This is a genomic window from Pseudomonas sp. J452, assembly GCF_024666525.1.
Taxonomy (GTDB): domain Bacteria; phylum Pseudomonadota; class Gammaproteobacteria; order Pseudomonadales; family Pseudomonadaceae; genus Aquipseudomonas.
The window spans coordinates 4,005,280-4,026,140 of sequence record NZ_CP088294.1 but is presented as its reverse complement, the minus strand read 5'-3'; the positions used below and the strand labels follow the sequence as shown (position 1 = coordinate 4,026,140).

Here is a 20,861-nt window from a genome sequence, read left to right as displayed (position 1 = left end):
GCTCACAAGATGATCTGGGAGAGTTGCTACTGGAAACAACCGCTGCTAGAGATGGCAGATCGTCTTGAGCACCTCAAAACGGCCAGTGCCCTGTCTGATGACGAACTTGCCCAGGTGGAACGCGACATCTTTATTGGCTTCTACTCCGTCAGGAAGCTCCTAGAGGCCCCTGCCAAGATCACCGACAAGACCCACCACCGTTCTATCCCTCTTCATAAGCATCCAAATCTGAAGCGCGTGACATGGCGTAACAACCACCGCTTAGATGAGCTCTACGACCTCTCCAAGGCCAGTCAGGAAGGGAGGGATGTTATGTTTTTATGCGGGCGGATCATTCATAGCTTCGTCTTTGCGCCCTGTATGTCGGAGGGTGGCGGACTGGATGGTGCATTCTTCAGCTCAGATCTCGACAAGGATAAATGCCTGTACTTCATCAGTATCGATGAGGTGATTTCGTTATTTCGCCAGGTCGGGAATGATGCCCCTTGCGACATTAAGTGGTCTCGTGACCCTGAGACAGGGAAGGAGACGCTTATCGTGAACTGACCGCCGTGATAGACGGGGAGTTCAGTCGGTCGCGTAGCGGCGGTCGGTATATGGTACTGCACCCGTTGAACGATCCCTGACTGACCTAATTGCCTGGGAGGCACGGTTACCGGGTGAGAAATGTGTTCCTCAGTTGACTAGCAGCAGGAAGATGATGTGATAGGGAATATTTTCAACGTTTTTTCCCGCAGGAAGGAAAACCAGGCGGCAGTCAGAAAACCTCTGACTCCAGGGTTCAGGCAACGGACGCTCCTGCTGCTGCGCGACGCTGGTGACGGGAGCCTTCTTCCGGCTCTTGAGCACCTTCATGGAAAACTGACCTACTTGGTGGGCCGAGTCTCTTTGAGCCAACGTCAGGGCCAGTCTCCTCAGGACGATACTTTGCAGTTCCTTACCACGTGCAGCGATGCCCACTTTCTCGATGCAGTGGAGTACATCCTGCAGTCAGACGCACATATGTGTCTGGGCGGGCGGCAAGAGGACGTCGTGACTCGACTGAACGAGTTCTTGAGCGTCGATGACCTGCCTTACTTTGTCACCAAGCAGGTCTGGGAGCCTTGGCAGGGCGAGGATTTTCGCAGTAGCCAGAGAATAAGGCTTCTCGAAGAATCGAAGGTGATCCCTAAGGACAGTCAGGTGATCCATGAAACGGCAATTGAGCCGGCACTTCAGTTGCTCCGGCAACCCGCATTTCGCTATGCCAACACCGAGTTCATGGCCGCGCTTGAAGACTACAGGCATCGGAAATTCGGTGACTGTGTCGCCAAGTGCAACTCCAGTTATGAGAGCGTCATGAAAGTGATCTGTGGCCAGAAGCGTTTCGGCTACAGCGAGGGTGATAGCACTGCAAAGCTTTTGAGAACCATCATGGCTCAGACACAGATGGAGGGCTTTTGGGAGACACCGCTGATGGTTGTGGGCACGCTTCGCAACAAGCTGAGCTCAGCCCATGGCGCGGGAGAAAACGCGAAGGTAGTGCCTGAGCATATCGCTAGGTATGCGATGAACCTGACGGCCTCAGCTATCGTGTTCCTTCACGATCAGGCCTACTCAGGCAAGTAGGCCCTGAATGTCCTGCCGGGGTACTGGGGCCAGGATCTGTGAGCGGATTGGGGCTCCGGTCTAAGCAGGCTCGGGGTCTGGTGGGCAGTGATCACATCGCACAGCCTTGTTAATGTAGGTAGGGATGTCGTGATGGAAGTCCCGAATTTTTGTCGGATGGTAATGTGCTTTGATGCACTCTGCAGGAATGTCTGAGCGCACCACGTAGCTCGGTGACGACGATATGCCCAAAGGGCGTTTTGTCCGAAGCTGCCCCCATTCCGACAGGATAATTTTCGCTACATCTAGCCTCTGCGCAGGTGTAATGAACTTGATGGGAATGTCCACCTCCAGTACGGTCGGAATGCCAATTGTCCGCAGCCGGAGCCTATAATCCTCGTCGTAACGTCCCCCGCCTAGTTTCGCTGCCAGTGCCAGGAGGTACTCGCTGCCGTTGATGATGTAGTGACCGAATTCCCTAACCATCTTGTGGTCATCCACGGACAGCCAAATCTTGCCCCGTTCACTTGACTCACGGTGCTTCATCTTCTCGATGGCCTGTTCGAGACTGCTCGGTGGTAGATCTGCAAAAAGCTGTCGAAATTTCTTGATGATCGAGTCGGCGTTCTGCCCCCGAAGCCCGTGCTCGTAGTAGCTCGAAAGCGACTCAGGTCGACAGCCGTGAAATGCTTTGAAATGGGTATAGAACAAGGACATCCGATCGCAGAACTCTGGTACTAGGTGATCGTGATTCGGGAGCCAGTCCATAACGTCCGACCAGCATTGGGGCCTGCGCTGCTCCAATACCTCTACCAGACTCGGCGTCAGCAAAGGCTTTGCGTATGACCGGACGTGTTGTAACCAGGCGCGTCGGTTGCGCCAATCCAAAACTTTATGTGTCATTTCGACTTTCCAGCTTCCTGCTGTCACCGTTGCATAAAAAGGGCGCCGTGAGGAGCCCTTCGTTTGCACTCGAAGGTCTTACTGAGCCAGCCAGCTCTCGACTTCCTGTGCGCTGTACTGGGCTTTCCAGTCTTTTAGTGTTTTGTGGTTGCCGCCCTTGGTCTCAACGACTTCACCAGAATGAATCGCCCCTGATTTCCAGGACGCCTTCGACTGGCTCCTATCGGCCACAAGCGGTCACTGAGATTGGGTAGAAATGGGGTTGTCCACAAACTTGCTCGCACCTGGGATTGATTTACACCTCACCCTGCCGGATTGGCTGACGTCATTCCTGTCCTAGCTTTAAATGATTATGCAAAGTTTGCTGACGTTGAGTGAGCTCAAGCTGTAACTGATGTCAGCGATGCTAATCTTGGTGCTAAGCAGCTTTTATTGAGCGTGCCTAGTGCATTGTGGAGGTGATCAACAGCTCAGTGGCCTTTATTGATCCTCGGAGAGATGGAAGCATTTTTACGCAATGACCTGGTTATACTGCTAATGTTTCCAGGCAGCCAGAGAAAGATCAGCGATGCGGTATCTCACAAGCAAAGGATTGTTCGCCCGTAATGTAGGGGGAGAACGTTATGTATTGGAAGATGTATTCGGCGTGTGCACGACCCCCTTCTTAGCCAAAGATATTGAAGAGTTATCAGCGACTATCAGTGCTCTCGCGCGCGTGAGCATCATCTGTAGTGAGGAGTGCTTAAATCCGATGGCCTCGCCAGAGTTCGCCAATTGGTTTGAGCTAGAGAACTTTTATGTATCCAAGATTTCAGATCATTATAGATATTGGCAGGTGGGTAGAAATCTTGTGGAGACTTATGATGGCGTATCAGCCATGCTCCCTATAGCTTATTTCGAAACTGGTTTTGGAAGCGGCAGCAAAGACGTCCTAGAGTTCATTGATAAACATATTTCTACTGCTGCAATTAATTCCACGGTGCCTTTCACCCCAAGCTGCATAGCCATTAGACTTTCGCATATTCAAATTGAGCGCATGTGTAGCGATCTAATGGCTCTTCTTAATCGGTCGGTTCGGTCGCTTCTTGATTTTCTTATAGTCCAGCGTGCGACAATAGCTGAGGAAAACTGGGCTCGTGAACATATGGACGTCTCAGAGATTGTTCATTCTGGGCCAAAGTCTTATCAAGCGGCAAGCCTTGCTACGATATGTGTAATCTCTCTATGCACATCTCTCGATATTATGAGCAAGCTAATTCACTTTGTTAATGCCAGCTCTCGCCCCGCTGAAAAATTTAAATCAACCCAAGGAAAACATTTTTCCGATCTCTATAAGACAAAAGCAAACACTCTCCCTCAAGATTTCTTTAAAGCGATTATTAACAAATGGGAAGACTTGCCAGGAGCGTCTTCATTAATTCAGTTTCGTCATGACTTAGTACACAGCACCGCAGCCTTGGAGCTTGAAAAAATATATGTTGGCTGTCAGGCAGGGGAGATAAATGAGCTACCGCTTCACTACGCTTTTGTACCCTGGCGCGATTGCAATGCAAATGGGCAGCCAATACGCTATCTTGGTCGCGAGTACTTCACTTCGGGAGGAGTTGACATGGAATCACAACTTCTGTGCTGGACGAAAAGCGTGATCTCCCTCCATCTTTACACTGGAGAGCAGTTGCTTGATTTCCTAAAAGAGCAGACAAAAGACGACATAAAAGTTGAGCTGGTAAACAGGTGTATGTAATCGCATGCGATTATCCCGCTGAATTACTTCTAAATTTTTAGATGCGTCCGAGTTGTGTCTACTGGCCGGGTCTAGCCTATTGCGACATGTTAGATCCTGCTAAAGGCAGGCATAATAACGGTGACTTGAGCTTGTCGTAAGCCCTAAATATTCTGACTGAGTGTTGCCTGTAACCGGTTTTGGTAACCATACTAGGATGCCCATGAAAAAGACGAAAGGAAGCTCTTCTAATCGCTACCTCGGGACTTACCAGATATCCAGTGATCAAAACCTGGTCGGTGAGTTAGCACTCGATGGAGAAGGCACAATCTTGAAGATTCATGCCAATGAGCCCCTTCATGTGGGAAACGTTGAGCATGTAAAAGGGATTGCTTACACAGGGGACTACATCACTCTTATCGATTGTCTTAGCTCGGGGCATGGGGCGCGTTATTCAACGGATGGCTCATGCCAGTATCACGCTGACATCCTTCCACACTATGTATCAATTGGCTCCTCACATCTTGATCCAGAGGCGTCATGCATCAAAGCAATTCACTTTACAGCTACGGATTTGCAGGATCTGTTCTATGACTTTGATGCATTCAGCACTGTTATAAATGCCCTCCCAATTATCGATTCTGTTCTCGAAGAGCGCCGTAAGATGCGTCCTGTCCAAGCCGGCGAGCATCCAATAGTTTCTTACTACACGGGCAAGGGTTGTGTGATTGAGGCTCCATCGTCCATAGGCAAGATTTCAGTCCATCACCGGCCAAGCTATGGCATGGGAGGGCCTGCCGGTGTCTACATCAAGAACAGGATGGTTGTGTCGATAGAGCCCAGCGAGCCAGCCACATTCTCTGAAAGTCTCCAGAGAATGTATGACATTGGTTGCTTTCTTTCCGTAGTGGCAGGGCGCGCTCAAGGTATAAAACACATTCAACTAGAAACTTCGCAGTCCGTTGACGGCATTCCAGTAGTGCTTTCAGTATTTCCTTGCTTCCCATGGAAAACTGGTCGGAAAAGCGAGTACTACAAGCCTCATCCCGGAGACGTGCCACTAGATCCGATTCATGCCCCAGAAGAGTTCCGTGCCGTCTTGGCCAACTGGGTTGAACGCCACGAATCGTGGCATACAGCACGAACGCGATATCTAGGCTGCCTTCGAAAAGGAAATAACTACGATTTTGACCGGCTTGTGGCCGCTGCGAATATGTTCGACATTCTTCCCGCAGATGCAGCGCCAGCTAAAAACCAACTATCTCCAGAACTTGCTGAGGCAAAGCGAGCTTGTAGGGAACTGCTCAGAAAAATTCCACAAGGTGTTGATCGAGATAGCGTGCTTGGAGCGTTAGGCCGAATGGGGCAGCCATCGCTGCCCAAAAAAGTGTTTTACCGTGCAACCATCGTGGAGAGTCAGTTGGGGGATAAAGTCCCCGATCTTGCGTTCGCTGCTGGTATTGCCGTCAAACTTCGAAATTACTTTGTGCATGGTAGTTTGGATGGGCTTGAATACGAAAAAATTGAACCTTTCCTGGCCTTTTTAACAGATACGCTTGAATTTGTTTTTGCTGCATCCGATCTAATAGATGCCGGATGGAGTGCTCTGCGTTGGTCACGTAGGTCTCTCGGTTCTGGACATAGTTTCAGTCGTTTTCTAACCGGATATAAACACCTGCTTGGTGAGCTTCGAATCGCCACAATCCCAGATGCGCAAGCGGCCACCTGAATTGCAGCTGAATTCATAAACACTCAATGACCGCTTTTGGCCGGAAGCAGCCCTTCAATTAGCTCAATGGCTAGAGGTGCTCTAAGATTGAGTCCAGCCAGGACGGCTGCCACAGAAGGGACTCTACATGCGTTACCTCAACATGCTGCTGATCGCGCTAGCTTCGGCTCTATGTGCAACCTACGTCGTACTCTGGTTTGCGAAGCCCGCCCCAATCGAAAACACCACCATCCCATCTCTGATTTTCAAGGAGGAGCAGGACGAGCTCGTAATCTGGGGCGGCTGGAAAACCGTAGAGGGATATCAAACACCAGGAACGAACGCCGTCGAAATTCGCTGCAGTCGCACCACCAACACCTGCCACGAAGCGGTCGCCTCGATTCTGCATCACACCGAGGGCGAAGACCTTGAGGCGCAGGTTTTCAACTACGAGGTCAGCAACTGGGACGCGACGAAGCTTGAGGCCGTGGCGGAGCGTGCAATGGGGGAGTGCTTGGAGCGTCGCCTGGTAATCCACATGCCTGACAAATCCGCTGCTTTGAGTTGGTCTCCGCCCTCCGGGTGCGAGGGCGACACAGGCCGTGCGGTTTTAGTCGGCGACCCTCTGTAGGCCACGATGAATAACTTTCCCTCACAGTTACGCAAAGTACCTTTCGGATTGTGCTTGGTCATTGCAGCGGCGCTTGCCCTGTCTTCGCTCGAAGCCGTTGCGGCCAATACGCCGTGTTCTGGCAAGAAGGGTGGGATTGCCGGTTGCGATGGCGACTTGTTCCTATGCAATGACGGTTCGATCAGCGGCTCGAAGAAGAGCTGCTCAGCCTACATGGGCAGGGGCAGCGCTCCGGCTGCCGCCCCGCAGCAGTTTCTCCACGACAGCAGCGAGTGTGCGTGTGGCACCAGTACCTTTTGTACGGGCCCACGCGGGGGCGTTTACTGCCTGACGCCTTCGGGTAAGAAAAGCTACGTGAGGCAGTGAGGCTGAGATGCATGATGTACCAGTGCTGAACAGAGTTGCCCAGAGACGAAGGCTCTTGGCTGTACGGGGACGGTCAATGCGGAGTTGTCTTCAAGCCATAGTGGTGAGCCTTGGTGTCCTATTGATGGCCTCACCTGCGAGCGCCTGCAGGGCACGAGCTGCCCTTGAGCTCGGTGACATCCAGTATGCGAGTGTGGTCGTTGTCGGCAGAATCCAGAATTACGAGATCGTTCAAGCCACAGACGAGCGATCTAAGTTTTGGAGAGCGAAGTCGAAGAGCAAGAAAATCCTAAGCGACTACGCGCGCTTTGAGGTGGTGGTGGATCAGGTTCTGGTTGGGCAGCCGTCCCAAGTGATTCCGGTAACCTGGGACAACTCTACGTTCGCTGAACCTGAGGCGGTGAAGGCGGTACCGTACTTGATCGGGCTACGTGAGGCGGGATCCAAGACTCCTCCGCTTCGTGGGCCAAGCGCAACGACCCTTCCTTCTCCAGAGCCAAACTCGTTGACTGTGCTGCAGGCGCCTTGCGCCCCGGCATTCATATTTGAGGTCACGAGTGCTGAGGCACAGGAAGTCAGGGGGTTGCTGAGTAGCGCTGGGGAATAGAGCTACGTGCGGCGGTGAGCCTGAGACAGCTCATCGACTTTCCTTGACCGATGCCGAGGCAAACTAAATACTGTATTCATATACAGTATTTTTTGGTTCGCCAGCATGTCATCAGTGGTTTCCCTCGACCGCCTGCTTGATGCCCGCCGCGTTTGGCGCGGTCATGCAGGCCCTTCACCGTCAACGAGCTGCCCACCTACCGGTCACCACGCCTTGGATGCAGCGCTTCCCGGTGGTGGCTGGCCAGCTGCTGCACTGAGCGAGATCCTAGTCGGCAGCAGAGGTGTCGGTGAGTTGCAATTGCTGTGGCCTACCTTGGCGCGTCTCACCTCGGCGGGGGAGCGTGTGGTGCTGGTTAGTCCTCCTCACTTGCCATACCCCGAGGCATGGATCGGCGCCGGTATCGATATGCGTCATCTAAGCATCGTCCAGGCAGAGGGCCGTGATGCTTTATGGGCAACCGAGCAATGCCTGCGCTCAGGCAGTTGCGGGGCGGTGCTCTTTTGGCCTCAGAAGGCCGATGACCGGGCACTGCGTCGCCTGCAGGTGGCCGCAGAAACGGGGCAGACACTGGCCTTCGCCTACCGCCCGCAACAGGAAGCCGCGAACGCCTCACCTGCTGCACTGCGCTTGGCCATCGATGCTAAGCCTGCCCAGCTGCGGATACTCAAGTGCCGTGGCGGTCTGCCTCCGGCACGGCCAATCTCAGCCACCTGGCATTGAGTCGGTCATGCTCTGGGCCTGCATTCTGCTGCCGCAACTGGCTATGGACGGTGTGCTTCGCCACCGTGCCGACAGCCAGGCTCCGCTCGCGCTGCTTAACGGCCCGCCGCAGCGCCGCATTCTGCAAGCCGTCAATCCAGCAGCCAGAGCACTTGGCTTGAGGCCTGGGCAGTCGTTCGCGGCGGCTCAAGCGCTGTCGAACGACTTCGCTACTGCTGATTACGATCAGGCGGCAGTTGATCGCTGGCAGCGGTTTCTGGCTGCCTGGGCCTATGGCTTCAGCGCCCAGGTCAGTCTGCGCTATCCGCGCTGTCTGTTACTGGAAGTCCACTCCAGCCTTGGTCTGTTTGGCCCCTGGCCAGTTTTCGAAGCACGTTTGCGCGAAGAGCTCACGGCCCTGGGTTTTCAGCATCGCATCGCTGCAGCGCCCAACCCTGCCGCAGCCCGAGTGCTAGCGAATGCCCGTGACGGCTTGGCAGTGTTTGATGACGAGGGTCTTCGCCAAGCACTTCTTCCTCTGCCGGTGGGGCGCCTTGGCCTGCCTGAAGCTGCTGCGACGGCCTTCAGTCGGATGGGACTACGCCAGTTGCAGCAACTGCTGGATCTGCCTCGTGACAGCTTGGCTAAACGTTTCTCTGCTGAGGTGTTGCTGCATATCGACACTGTGTTCGGTCGCCGCCCGCTTGCCTTGGAGTTTTACTCCCCACCTGATGTTTTCGACACACGCCTTGAGTTGAACTTCGAGGTCGAGTCGCACCAAGCGTTACTGTTTCCTCTGCGCCGAGTGACGGCAGATTTAGCTGCTTACCTCGCGGGGCGTGACAGTGGTGTACAGCGTTTTACTCTGCACTTGGAGCACCGCAACCAAGCCGACAGTTTGGTAGTGGTGGGGCTGCTCAGTGCGGAGCGTGATGCTGCAATGTTGTTTGAGTTCAGCCGTGGTCGACTGGAGCACCAACAGCTGCCAGCACCTGTACTGGCGGTACGGTTGGTCGCGCGCGATCTGCCACCTTTCGTTCCACAGCACCACCAGCTTTTCGACGAGAGACCGCAGCAGTCGCAACCTTGGGAGCAGCTACGAGAGCGTCTTCGTGCCCGCCTGGGCGACGCCGCCGTGTATGGACTTAGCCATCGAGCAGATCACCGCCCTGAGCGGAGCTGGGTTCGGGATGAAATCAGGACTCCTCTGCCAGCTTGCGCACCACGCCCAGGCTGGCTGCTGGTTGAGCCTGAGCCGTTGTCTGAGTCAGGGCTGCGCATTCTTTCCGGCCCAGAGCGCATTGAGTCCGGCTGGTGGGATGGTGGTGACGTGCGCCGCGACTACTACGTGGTGGAGACTCGCTTCGGTCAACAAGGCTGGGCCTTTCGCACCGTAGGCGGTGGAAAGCTGATGTTGCATGGCTGGTTCTCATGAGTGGGTTCTGCCCTAGGCTCAGGTGGAGGGCAGCGTTAGCGGCTCAATCAAACCCGCACCTTCGTTCCGATAGTTGCCGACCTCACGTCCCACCGCATACCAGTGAAATGCGTCCACCGGCAGGGCCTGTTCATGAAGCATGCGGCTAGCCTCCTCGGAACTGATGTCCGTCATCCACGCTCTCGCGTTTTCCGGATCAAACACCACCGGACGACGGTCGTGCACATCGAGCATCCCGCCCTCTGAATCAGCGGTGATGATTCGGAACCCATCATCTGGTTTGGGCTCGTTACCGGGCTCCGAGAACTGGCCTATTGCAGGGAGGAAGAGCGGCTCGCTGTCGTGGCGACGGATGTAGTAGGGCTGCTTCGTCTTCTGGCCTGCCACCGAGCACCACTCATACCAACCATCCACGCAAAGAAGGGCTCGATGTGGCCAAACCTCTCGGTAGTAGGGACTGCTGCCGACTTTCTCGCGCGTTGCGTTGAAGTCATTGCGCACCGGCTTTTCTGCCCAGGCCGGCAGCCATCGCCATCGTTCCGGTGCCCACAGATACCCCTGAGCCACCTTGCGAAGCAAGCCCACTCGCGAGTGAGGCGCTACGTTGTACCGGTTGATCGGATCCGGCGAAGGCGGCAGCAGGAGCTGGCCCTGAATGGCCAGAGAGGCGAGGTACTTCTGTTCTGCCCGGATCTGCGCAAGTCGTCCGCACATCTCCTGTTCCTCCTGTCAGCTCGCCGTTGACCCTGGTGGGGGTTATAGCAAAAACTGTATATCCATACAGTTATTGTTGTCGATCATGAAAGACCTCGAGCAGTCACCGTCTCAGTATGCGGAGCTCCACTGCCTCAGCAATTTCAGCTTCCAGCGAGGCGCATCAAGTGCGGAGGAGCTTTTCCTCAAGGCTCGCCGTCTCGGATACCGGGCGTTGGCTATTACAGATGAGTGTTCGCTCGCTGGAATCGTTCGAGCCTGGCAGGCCTCAAAATCTGCCGGCGTTGCTCTGATCACTGGTACTGAGGTCAGGCTAGTCGAGGGAGTTCAGCTGGTTCTCCTGGCTTCCAGCCTTGCCGGCTACCAGCGAATCTGTGCGCTGATTACTCAGGGCCGCAGACGCTCTGCAAAGGGCACCTATGAGCTTCATCAGTCGGATCTTGCAGGCACCACTGAGGGCATATTCGCGCTCTGGGTGCCTGGCTCAGGCATGGATGAGGAGCACGGTCGCTGGATTGCGTCGAGGTTCCCAGGCCGCTGCTGGATTGCCGTCGAACTGCATCGTGGCCCCGATGACGCAGCCAAGCTCGCTAGGCTTTATGAGCTGGGCAAGCGCTTGGAGATTCCGCTCGTAGCTGCAGGTGACGTGCACATGCATGCCAGGGGTAGGAGGGCTCTACAGGACACCATCACCGCGATCCGCCATCACTGCACCGTCGCCGAGGCAGGGCAGTACCTGTTTCCCAATGGCGAGCGCCATCTCAGGTCGATCTCCTCTCTGGCCAACCTCTACCCGACGCAGCTCCTAGAGGAGACCGTCAGGATCGCGGAGCGCTGCACCTTCAACTTGAGCGAGCTGCGCTACGAGTACCCGCACGAGGTCGTGCCGGCGGGGAAAACAGCGGCGGCCTGGCTGAGAGAACTCACTTACGAAGGCACCAGATGGCGCTGGCCGGAGGGCTTGTCGGAGAAAGCTCGGGCTCAGATCGAGGCGGAGCTGGGCTTGATCGAGGAGCTTAAGTACGAGAGCTATTTTCTCACTGTCCACGATATCGTCCGTTTCGCCCGCAGCAAAGAGATCCTCTGTCAGGGGCGCGGCTCAGCCGCGAATTCTGCGGTCTGCTTCGCGCTAGGCATTACCGAGCTCGACCCCACTAGGATGAGCATGCTGTTCGAGCGCTTCATTTCGAAGGAGCGCAACGAGCCGCCCGACATCGACGTGGACTTCGAACATGAGCGTCGCGAGGAGGTGATCCAGTACATCTTCGAGCGGTACGGTCGTGAGCGTGCAGCCCTGACTGCCGTTGCAAGCACCTACCACTTTGCCGGTGCCATCCGAGATGTCGGCAAGTCGCTTGGCCTGCCGCCAGACCAGCTGACTGCACTCTCGAATTGCTGCGGCAGATGGAGTGATTGTCTGCCCACCCCTGAGCGACTAATGGAGGCTGGCTTCAATCCGGAAAGTCCTGAGCTGAGGCGAGTGTTCGTGCTCACTGGCGAGCTGGTTGGTTTTCCTCGTCATCTGTCCCAACACCCCGGTGGGTTCGTGATCTCCGAGCACCCGCTGTCGACTCTGGTGCCGGTCGAGAACGCGGCGATGAAGGACAGGACGATCATTCAGTGGGACAAAGATGACATCGATGCCCTGGGGCTCATGAAAGTCGATGTCCTGGCCCTGGGCATGCTGAGCGCGATACGCCGATGTCTAGATCTGCTGCGCTCCTACGAGCGTCGTTATCTGACCCTAGCCACCATCCCGGCAGAGGATCCTGAGACCTACGCGATGATCAGCCGGGCCGACACCATCGGCGTGTTCCAGATCGAGTCGCGGGCGCAGATGTCCATGCTCCCCCGGTTAAAGCCCAAGACCTTCTACGACCTGGTCATTGAGGTGGCCATCGTGCGACCAGGGCCCATCGTGGGTCAGATGGTTCATCCCTATCTACGCCGGCGCAATGGCGAAGAAGAAGTGACCTATCCGAGTGATGAACTGCGCGAGGTGTTTGCCCGCACTCTCGGTGTGCCCTTGTTCCAGGAACAGGTCATGCGCCTGGCCATCGTCGCAGCCGGATACACCCCAGGGGAGGCCGATCAGTTACGCCGCTCAATGGCAGCATGGAAGCGCCATGGTGGCCTGGAGCCCCACCAGAAACGCCTGCGTGAGGGCATGCTTGAACGTGGCTACTCCTTAGAATTTGCCGAGCGCATCTTCGAGCAGATCAAGGGCTTCGGCAGCTATGGATTTCCTGAGTCGCACGCCGCTAGTTTCGCATTGCTCACCTACGCCAGCTGCTGGCTCAAGTGCCACGAGCCTTCCGCATATGCATGCGCGCTCATCAACAGTTGGCCGATGGGTTTCTACTCGCCGGATCAGGTTCTTCAGGATGCGCGCCGGCACGGCATTGAGGTGCGTCCGGTCGACGTCTCAGTGAGCGATTGGGACTGCACCTTGGAGGACGCTGGCCGGCAACTGCCAGCGATTCGTCTGGGGCTCAGGATGATCCGTGGCCTGTCCGAGGAGGTAGGCCGGCGGATTGAGGTTAAGCGGGAGGAGAAGCCGTTTGAGGACGTGAGCGATCTATGTTTGAGAGCAAGTCTGGATGCCAAGGCGCGCGAGTTACTGGCTGATTCCAATGCGCTGAAGAAGCTTGCGAGCAATCGTCACCAGGCACGCTGGGAGATCGCTGCCGTGCAACAACCCTTGCCGCTTTTCAGCTGTAGCGTCGACGAATCCCCCATAGCGATTCCGGCCCCTACGGTGGTCGAAGACATGCACGCTGACTACGCTCGTACCGGCACTACACTCGGGCCACATCCCATGTCGCTCCTTCGGGAAACCTTGCATGCGATGCGAGCCAAGAGCTCCCGTGACCTGGGGCATGTAGAGGACGGGAAGCATGTCACTGTGATCGGCATCGTCACTGGCAGGCAACGTCCCTCGACTGCTTCCGGCGTCACCTTTGTCACCCTTGAGGACGAGTACGGCATGGTTAACGTCGTGGTGTGGCGAGACCTTGCGGAGCGGTACCGGCCCGCTTTAATAGGGGCGAAGCTGCTCCAGGTGAAAGGCAGTTTGGAGGATCAGGCCGGGGTTAGGCATTTGATTGCGGGGCATCTGGAAGACCGTAGTGATCTGCTCGATGGGTTGGATGTGAGAAGTAGAAACTTTCATTGAGCCGAACCGGACTTCTGCGTTCACCGGTTGAATCCACAGCCAAAAGCAGACGTCGGTGATGCCGGAAACACGCCCCTTCTCGTGGGCTTCGTACGAAACTAATCGAGCTTGTGCGTGCTATCCATGTATCCCACCAAATAATATCTGCCGAATTATCTAAGGCCGTGAAGAATAATCATCATATGACGCCCAAGCGCCCGATGCCGAGACTTGATGCCACCAAGCTTCGTGAAAACGCACTTACCTCTATTCGGTTAGGTGTTGAGGACTTCGAACGCTGCAGAAATCCCGGGGGCGATCCCGCGCGGGCACTCTCGGCTATCCGTAATCTCTTCGCAGGCATACTGCTCCTGTTCAAGTACAAAATTGCTACATGTGTCGATGATCACGCTGATGCTGCGGCTCTAATTTTCAATCCACCAGAGGTTTTACCCCATGCAGATGGCGATGGAGGCATCGAATGGGTGCCGGTGGGCAAGTTCAAGCCCACCACAATCGATGTGGGAACGATCCAAAAGCGTTTCGAATCTTTTGAGATTGATGTCGACTGGTCTGTGATTGAAAAACTACAGGCATGCCGTAACCATCTGGAGCACCTGCATCCCGCTCACACTCTAGGTGAGGTCGCCGATTTCGTGGCGGAGCTGTTCCCCGTGCTACGGGATTTCATTCAGATGGAGCTGGAGGAGCCTCCAGCAGCAATCCTTGGGGATGCCTGGCAACTCATGCTGTTACATCACAACTTCTTTGTAGATACCACAAAACGATGCGAAGAGGCTTGGTCTGAGGCTTGCGTGCCAGAAGGAATGGAGCCCTGGCTGAAAGAATCTAAGTGTCCCGAATGCGGCTCCACATTGTTAGCGCCGGCGCAAGAAAACTTGGACGCAGGCGATACTGTTGAATACAACGATGACCGTTTTGAGGCCACCTGTATCGCCTGCGGACAATCAGCCTTGATAGCCCCGCTCATGATCGACGCGCTGGAGCAAGCCCATAGTTACGACCCACGCAACGGTGATGAGCCAAGCCTTGAGGACTGCAATGAATGCGGGAGGGGCACGTTCCTAATCCATGAGCAGTCCTGCCTGTGGTGTGCCGCTGAGCTCGAATACACGCAATGTGAGATCTGTGAGGAGAGCCTGCGGCAAGACGACCAGGACAATGGTGGGCTGTGTTCCTATCACGCATATTCTTATGAAAAATTCATGCGCGAGGATTGACTAAGGAGTGGCGCGCCTAGGCTTAGATCTGCAAACGGCAAGGCAGGCGCCACATCGTGTAGCTATAGCTCCGACCAGAGTTTGTAGTACATCTGCTCTCTGGGAACTCCGAAATCATTTAGGTGCCCGCTGACTGGATCGCTCATTCTTCGTAAATATCTATGAGCGTACGCTACTGGCCGGTATCTGCCTGTCACGTCAGGCAGATACCGGCCAAAAACGGTCATCTGGCGTCTAGGATTTTCGCTTATTAAATCGCTAAGTCCGGCAACAAAAACGCAGGGAGCCTGTATGTCCGACATAACCGAGCCAACCAGTGAGATTCTGCTCTGCTCAAACTGTTTCACAGATGAAGGGCTGCGGATCGATGCCGTAAAGCATGGCCTTGAACAACAAGGCGAATGTCCGAATTGCCAGAGTCCGGATGGGAAAAAGCTGTCCCGAGATCACATTCTAGATCTGGCGTGGCGCTTCTTTGTGAGCGGAACTACCGTCCGGTGTGACTACGGCGCAGCGCCAGTTATTCAGTTCAACGAGTACCATTATGGCCAGAGCGACATAGCCCCGTCAGCGTGGCTTGAGAACGACATCAAGTTTATTGAGGAGGCCGCTAAAGTTGGATTTTTCCATTACGGCCCACGATTGTGGATGATCGGCGAAGTCGAGCCACTAAAGGCGCTGCAGGATCCCACGACACGCCCTCAGCTCATCGAACGTGTCCTGAAGGAATACCCCGAAAAAACACTCAGCAAAGGCAGCAAATTCTACCGTCTGCGTGTCAACCCGGGACATCCAGCAGAGCCGTCCGAGTACGACAGTCCACCTCTAGAGTTCGCAGGTAAAGGGCGTTTGGATTCTCCAGGCTTCTCCGTGATGTACGGATCGCAAGACCTTGATGTCTGTATCCATGAATGTAGGGCATCGACGGAGGATGAACTTTATGTCGCAACCTTAAAGAGTCAGAAGGATCTCCGGCTACTGGATCTGACTCACCCTTTGGAGGAAACAGAGACTGAGTTCGAAAGCCTGGATATGGCAATTCATATGCTGTTTCTCGCCCGTTCTCACTCATATGACATCGCCCGTGACCTTGCTCTTGCTGCGAAAGAAGCTGGTTTTGACGGAGTGATCTATCCGTCCTTTTTCAGCCTGATTCGCACCGGCAGCCATCCTTTCGAAACGACCTATGGTCTATCACTTCGTCGCTTCCATCCAGAGCGGGAGAAATATGTGGAGGCAACTACCATTCGCAATCTCGCCCTATTTGGTAGGCCGAGGGAAAGTGGCTTGGTCAGTGTCGAGTGCATCAATCGCCTTATCCTCACCCAAGTTGGCTATCGTGGGCACTTCGGGCCAGTCGAGTATTGAAACCTTTGGATCAGCCGCCAAGAAGCTCTCTTGACAACTACCGGCCCCAAATAGCCGATCGGGAAGTTGAAGCAAAGGATAGTCCTGTGCGCACCCCGATATCCTCTGGGCCGTTGAAGCGAAGGCCATTGGATTCAGTCATAACTAGCCAGCAAGTCGTCGTATGCTTCAATCATGCGCTGGGCATCGGGCCACTTATCATGTATCGACAGAAGTGACTCGAGAATGTGAGCGCCAGTTCTCATGGCTTTGCCGATTCCCCAGAGCAAGTAGTCCAATGTAACGGGGGTGCTCCCTACCTCGAACGCATATGTATTGTTGATCGGTGCGTGATTTGGGTACTTTTGGTTGGCTTTCTCAATAGCGGCGGCAAGGTTGGCGCTCTTGTGCCTCAACGATATGAGTTCATGCGCTTTGTTCTGTTTCGCCAGCTCGTCTAATGCGCCTTTCATAACGGCCAACTCTTGTCGCAACGCATCAATCTCCTGCGCAGGTGGCTTTGTCAGTGCCGTGGCTGGGCCCAGGGCGCGCAACAGCAGTTCAAACATCTGCTGGTAGGCATCAGGGTCTGTGAAGTCCCCATAGAACTTCCCTTTGAGGAAGCCCGGTAGGGACACCTTCTGCACCATCAACGGCAGAACCACTACGCGCCGCTCTTCGATTTCACGGTTGGAAGCTATCTCCAACTCTCGCTGAACCCAAGGGCTATCAATCGACTTCTCACTAAGCACCGCAGCCACGAAATCTACTTCGTCTAGACCAGCTCGAATCTTATCGATCAGAGAGTCACCAATATTGATTTCAGCCTCGTCGATCCAGACAGTATGCCCAGCCTGGCGCAAGTCACCGGCAAGGCGCCTTGTAAATGGCTTATCTGCGTGGTTATGGCTCAGAAATACCTTACTCATTAAAACTCCCTGATCGTGAGCGTTCCTGCACTCAGTCGGTTAACCAAAGCAGGAGCAGTGCCAGAGAATTGTGAGTGAATCGGCCAGAATTTTGTAGCCAACGAATGACCGCTTTGGCCGACTGCTGCCTCTGTGCAATTCAGCTACCAATCCGCCCAGGTCAAATACCTTCCGCCAGTCTCTCCATCTGCCGTCTCCAAGCCAGTTTTATCCCCTCAATATTCGGAGCAAATCTGGACATGTGCCGAATACCGACTACCGGCACCTTCCGCCTAGCAATGGTCGCAGTGAAGCCATAGGTGGCCCGGTACGAGGACGAGTCAACGTGATCCAAGGCCTCCCCATCGCCAAATGCCTCCCAGAGAATCTTGGCAGCCGATGGGCTTCCTAACCCATTGCTGTAGGCAATGATCAGCTCCGCTTCCGCAAGTGGCATGGTCACTCGCTTAAAGAAGTCCATCGATTTGCGCGTCAGCATTTCTAGCCCTGCTGCGGAAGATTGCTCCGCGACTTTTCGTATCGACACAGCGTCCCGTGAGCAAAGCAGCAAGGCATTGGTATAGACGGTGTCGCGCCAATCAAATCCCAGTGCAGTGGGTAGATCTGTAAGTCGCCGGGCAAGGGTCTTCGGGCCCCAGCCACCCTCCAGGCCATGGGCAACATTGGAGAACATTGGCTGTTCATAGCCTGCGCGTATTGCACCGGCATTGGTGTGGATGGCGTCGGCCAGCGAGCCGTTGAAGCCGACCATGATCAGGCGCTTGCGGCTTGGTGGGGCTGCGAGCAATTCGAAGGCACAGTCGAACGGACGTGCAGCGAAGTCGCCAATGGCGAGACTTTCGAGAACTTCGAGAATATGGTTGCGGGTTTGCAGGAGCATGAGGCCATCCATTCAGCGAGGTGTCGCGATGATACTGAAGAACGCAAGTGCTTACGGGTATGCTGACGATCCAGATGATTACCAGGGCAACAGGGTTGGGGCCAAGCTTGCAGGGCCTGCGGTACTGAAAGGCTTGTTCCCTCAGAGGAGTTCACGCAGCTCAATAGCGGTAATCACTGTTGCGTACTCACCATGGAGATTCGCTAAGGCCATCGCATGGACATCGTCAGCACTGCGCATGAAGCCGTTGTAGTCGGCTTTTGAAAACGCGAACGTCGCATCAGCAACTACATAGGTCTCGAAACCCAAATTTCCTGCTGATCGAGCGGTAGCCTCTACCGAATTGTTGGTGCTGACACCTACTAGAGCAACAGCATCAATGCCCCTAACCCGTAGCCACCGCTCAAGCCCCGAATTGATGAATGCGTCGGGGACATTCTTCTCAACGACGTGCTCTGAAATCAGGGGTTGTAGTTCTGGCTGGAACTCTACTCCGGGATGCCCGGGCCAAAAGGGGGAACCGGGGGGTTCTAGAGATGTGGCGCACGTGCACGATGGGGGCGTTTACCTCTCTCCATGCCTGTAGAGCGCCAGCAATGGTCTGTTCTGCTTGGGGGTTGTTACGTACACCAGCTGAGGGATCAGCCATACCGCGCTGCATATCGATAATGATGAGTGCAGGTGTCTTGGGAAGAGGATGCGAAATACTGGTTTCGGTAGTCATCAAGTCAATCCTTGGGCTGATCGCATTCTTCGTGGATCTTGAGGCTCCTCAGAAAAGGCTGCAACAGCACTCCCGCGCCCGGCCAAAGGCGGACTCAATAGCCCTTTAAGGCAGATGCACTTGTATCCAGTGACCGCTATCTAAACGACGATAAGCCATTGCCACGCCGCCACGCCACGACGGTTTCAAGAATTTCTCTCGGCGAAGCGTCGCCTGACTCGGGGTAGTAAATGAGGTCGGAGCCAGCGGGGTGCTCACTCACCTGGATGAAGTTCTCCAGCAACTCATCTTGGTACTTCTCGCTTCCGGTAGCGCTGCAGATCTCTTCAATCAGTCGGAGGAATTCGTCCTCGCTGTAGTCGGTGATGCGGGATTTCAGATTGATCATTCCTTGCCAGCCTTAAGCACCGACACCAAGGCGCCCCTAGCCCTGTCTGAGCACAAATTCGAACTCGATATCAGCGTCGCGCAGAACCTCGGTGACGCGATCAGCGAAGGCCTCGGCCTGCTTGGAAAGCGCGTACTTTCCAACCACTCTGATAATGGGAACCTTGCCTACCGCTGAGGGGATTGCCGTATTGATTTCCCCGCTCTCAATGAAGGAGATATAGGAGTTAACCTTTTCCTGAAGCATTATGAGGTGCTCCATTTCTTCCTCTGGTTCCCAGCCGAGGTGATCGGTGATGACCAGCTCGATCTTGCTCCTATCCCAATCAGGGATGCCCCACATGTCGATTACGCCGGCCTCTGCTACAGACATCCAGTCATCTCCGTTTAGTTCGGTCGCACAACGTCAACTTTCGTTGGGGGTATATCAGTTCCCCCGGGGAAACCAGGCTTCCCTTTTCCAACCACGACCGCGCCGCTCTCCTCGATTTCCGGGAACGCTACCTTCTGATTAGGCGTTAATGGCGCGGTATCAGAGGACTTGCATTCGACACACGAGATTGTGCCGTCTGGCTCTCGGCCAACCATGTCGATGCGAGTGCGAGTGCCGCTCTTTGTCTTCACTGTCACCTCTCGCCCCGTCTCCGAGCGAGTCGAGCTGTAATCGCCATACACCTCGTCCTCAAACTCACGCCCCCTGGCCTTGTTCTTATCCAGCTGAGTGCTAAGCACCACATAAACTGGTTGCACTCCGGGGTGATCCGGGAAGGTGATGATGAAGTCTTTGTAGTCCGAAGGGTAGATCGGGTTTTCAAGAGCCTGAGCCGCGTTTTCGCTGACCGGGTAGATCCAAATGGTCTCCGTCAGCCCCTGAATATGCTCCGGCAGCGGTGGAGTTCCTGCAGTTGGATCTACCTGAGGTGTCCAGAGGATGGTGACCCCATCCCCTAGATCCACAACAGCCTGATCGCCCTGGGCACTGGCAGCCACAACCGGAACGGAATCGAAACCGCTACGAGAACTGGTGTGAAAGCCATAGGTACGTATGGAACCATTAGTCCAGTCATGCTCGACGTGGAAGCGCAACCTAGTCTTGGCCGTACTGAGAACTTCAAGTTCCGACTTGCGGTACAGATCGCTTCCGCCCATGGGGGACGGCCATAGCAAAGCAACGAAGCCGATAGCGGTGGTAGCTGCGGTTGCGAGAATACCGCTCCCGGCAGCGCCCGCTGCTCCACTACCTGTAGCGATACCGCCAGCGCTCTGAATGGCCCAGGTACCGCCTCCTAACAGTTGGCCAGCTGCACGCGTAAGCAACAACCCGCCGCCAGCAGCCTGAACATCCGTGGTTGCCAGGATCGCTGTCTGGCCATAAGCACTCGCTAACTCCGCCGGCACCACTGATGGATAGTCCAAGGCGCCGAGGGGCAGTGAACTGGGTTTGGCAAAGACACATTGTGCCGGTGGAGAGGGAAGAGGTTCCGGCGCAAGCGGACTAGGTCTATCCATTTGCCGGAGCGGCTGCTGGTCAAAGGCACCGCTGTATTGAGGAATCTCGGGAGCTTGGCGCTCGTCCCGGTTGTTCGCTACGTAGCCGCTCATATCGATCCTTCGAAGCAGAGGCATGCGGCGGCGATGTTACTTCGCGAGGGGTGTGCAAAGTCTTGCGCACTCGCGCGGTAAATTGTGACGAAGGTGCGATCTCTAACCGAGAAGCAAGGTGAGTCGGGCCGGGAATGTCCGTAGAGACTTGGGCGCATAGGATGCGAAAGCTTCTATACCTGCCTCTTCACATCGATTAGCGGCACGATTGCAAGATCGCC

19 protein-coding genes and 2 pseudogenes are annotated in these 20,861 nt (G+C 55.1%); 11 read left to right on the top strand and 10 right to left on the bottom strand.

The features are described 5' to 3' along the window. Window positions 1-51 precede the first annotated feature (51 nt). Window positions 52-546 carry a hypothetical protein gene (locus LRS11_RS18240; RefSeq protein WP_260494281.1) on the top strand — a complete coding sequence of 165 codons (495 nt, stop codon included), beginning with the start codon at window positions 52-54 and terminating at the stop codon, window positions 544-546. 129 nt (window positions 547-675) lie between these two features. Here LRS11_RS18240 and LRS11_RS18235 read toward each other — a convergent pair whose 3' ends face one another. Beyond that, complete coding sequence (locus LRS11_RS18235; protein ID WP_260494280.1) at window positions 676-855, bottom strand: hypothetical protein; 180 nt, start codon at window positions 853-855, stop codon at window positions 676-678. A 177-nt stretch (window positions 856-1,032) separates the two neighbouring features. Between LRS11_RS18235 and LRS11_RS18230 the strand changes: the two genes are divergently transcribed. After that, on the top strand, window positions 1,033-1,608 hold the full coding sequence (locus LRS11_RS18230) for an abortive infection family protein (protein WP_260494279.1): 576 nt from the start codon (window positions 1,033-1,035) through the stop codon (window positions 1,606-1,608). A gap of 60 nt (window positions 1,609-1,668) precedes the next feature. On the opposite strand, the gene LRS11_RS18225 is transcribed toward LRS11_RS18230, so the two are convergent. Together LRS11_RS18225 and LRS11_RS18220 are read right to left on the bottom strand one after the other, a co-directional pair. Then, window positions 1,669-2,304 carry a hypothetical protein gene (locus tag LRS11_RS18225; RefSeq protein WP_260494278.1) on the bottom strand — a complete coding sequence of 212 codons (636 nt, stop codon included), beginning with the start codon at window positions 2,302-2,304 and terminating at the stop codon, window positions 1,669-1,671. A gap of 264 nt (window positions 2,305-2,568) precedes the next feature. Further along, a pseudogene (locus LRS11_RS18220) lies at window positions 2,569-2,673 on the bottom strand (transcriptional regulator); the annotation flags it as partial. A gap of 385 nt (window positions 2,674-3,058) precedes the next feature. Here LRS11_RS18220 and LRS11_RS18215 point away from each other — a divergent pair. From LRS11_RS18215 to LRS11_RS18190, 6 genes are all read left to right on the top strand, one after another. Then, a complete protein-coding gene (locus LRS11_RS18215; RefSeq protein ID WP_260494277.1) occupies window positions 3,059-4,234 on the top strand; it encodes a hypothetical protein in 1,176 nt (391 codons plus the stop codon). A 202-nt stretch (window positions 4,235-4,436) separates the two neighbouring features. Then, window positions 4,437-5,942 (top strand): HEPN domain-containing protein, encoded by a 1,506-nt coding sequence (locus LRS11_RS18210; protein WP_260494276.1) that lies wholly within the window; start codon window positions 4,437-4,439, stop codon window positions 5,940-5,942. Between the two features lie 127 nt (window positions 5,943-6,069). Next, a complete protein-coding gene (locus LRS11_RS18205) occupies window positions 6,070-6,552 on the top strand; it encodes a hypothetical protein (protein ID WP_260494275.1) in 483 nt (160 codons plus the stop codon). A gap of 6 nt (window positions 6,553-6,558) precedes the next feature. Continuing rightward, complete coding sequence (locus LRS11_RS18200) at window positions 6,559-6,918, top strand: hypothetical protein (protein ID WP_260494274.1); 360 nt, start codon at window positions 6,559-6,561, stop codon at window positions 6,916-6,918. Window positions 6,919-7,630: 712 nt separating this feature from the next. After that, the gene (imuA, locus tag LRS11_RS18195; protein WP_260494273.1) at window positions 7,631-8,248 is read left to right on the top strand and encodes a translesion DNA synthesis-associated protein ImuA; all 618 of its coding nucleotides are present in this window, start codon (window positions 7,631-7,633) and stop codon (window positions 8,246-8,248) included. A 7-nt stretch (window positions 8,249-8,255) separates the two neighbouring features. Beyond that, a complete protein-coding gene (locus LRS11_RS18190; protein WP_260494272.1) occupies window positions 8,256-9,662 on the top strand; it encodes a DNA polymerase Y family protein in 1,407 nt (468 codons plus the stop codon). 18 nt (window positions 9,663-9,680) lie between these two features. Here the strand turns inward: LRS11_RS18190 and LRS11_RS18185 are convergent, their stop codons facing one another. Further along, complete coding sequence (locus LRS11_RS18185; RefSeq protein WP_260494271.1) at window positions 9,681-10,376, bottom strand: SOS response-associated peptidase family protein; 696 nt, start codon at window positions 10,374-10,376, stop codon at window positions 9,681-9,683. An 85-nt stretch (window positions 10,377-10,461) separates the two neighbouring features. Here LRS11_RS18185 and LRS11_RS18180 point away from each other — a divergent pair, with 85 nt between their 5' ends. The 3 genes from LRS11_RS18180 (at window position 10,462) to LRS11_RS18170 (ending at window position 16,139) form a co-directional block, all read left to right on the top strand. Continuing rightward, the gene (locus LRS11_RS18180; RefSeq protein WP_260494270.1) at window positions 10,462-13,551 is read left to right on the top strand and encodes an error-prone DNA polymerase; all 3,090 of its coding nucleotides are present in this window, start codon (window positions 10,462-10,464) and stop codon (window positions 13,549-13,551) included. A 164-nt stretch (window positions 13,552-13,715) separates the two neighbouring features. After that, window positions 13,716-14,771, top strand: coding sequence for a hypothetical protein (locus LRS11_RS18175; protein ID WP_260494269.1), 1,056 nt, complete (start codon window positions 13,716-13,718; stop codon window positions 14,769-14,771). Window positions 14,772-15,062: 291 nt separating this feature from the next. Next, entirely contained in the window at window positions 15,063-16,139 is a 1,077-nt protein-coding gene (locus LRS11_RS18170) for an RES family NAD+ phosphorylase (RefSeq protein ID WP_260494268.1), read from the top strand. A 134-nt stretch (window positions 16,140-16,273) separates the two neighbouring features. On the opposite strand, the gene LRS11_RS18165 is transcribed toward LRS11_RS18170, so the two are convergent. The 6 genes and pseudogenes from LRS11_RS18165 to LRS11_RS18140 form a co-directional block, all read right to left on the bottom strand. Further along, window positions 16,274-17,047, bottom strand: coding sequence for a toll/interleukin-1 receptor domain-containing protein (locus LRS11_RS18165; RefSeq protein ID WP_260494267.1), 774 nt, complete (start codon window positions 17,045-17,047; stop codon window positions 16,274-16,276). A 160-nt stretch (window positions 17,048-17,207) separates the two neighbouring features. Beyond that, window positions 17,208-17,927 carry a hypothetical protein gene (locus LRS11_RS18160; RefSeq protein WP_260494266.1) on the bottom strand — a complete coding sequence of 240 codons (720 nt, stop codon included), beginning with the start codon at window positions 17,925-17,927 and terminating at the stop codon, window positions 17,208-17,210. A 141-nt stretch (window positions 17,928-18,068) separates the two neighbouring features. Beyond that, window positions 18,069-18,651: pseudogene (locus tag LRS11_RS18155) on the bottom strand (cysteine hydrolase family protein). A gap of 136 nt (window positions 18,652-18,787) precedes the next feature. Then, window positions 18,788-19,039, bottom strand: a complete 252-nt coding sequence (locus LRS11_RS18150) for a bacteriocin immunity protein (protein WP_260494265.1) — start codon at window positions 19,037-19,039, stop codon at window positions 18,788-18,790. Window positions 19,040-19,075: 36 nt separating this feature from the next. Further along, window positions 19,076-19,411, bottom strand: a complete 336-nt coding sequence (locus tag LRS11_RS18145) for a DUF6572 domain-containing protein (RefSeq protein ID WP_260494264.1) — start codon at window positions 19,409-19,411, stop codon at window positions 19,076-19,078. Between the two features lie 14 nt (window positions 19,412-19,425). Next, window positions 19,426-20,640, bottom strand: coding sequence for an S-type pyocin domain-containing protein (locus LRS11_RS18140; protein ID WP_260494263.1), 1,215 nt, complete (start codon window positions 20,638-20,640; stop codon window positions 19,426-19,428). Window positions 20,641-20,861: the final 221 nt, after the last annotated feature.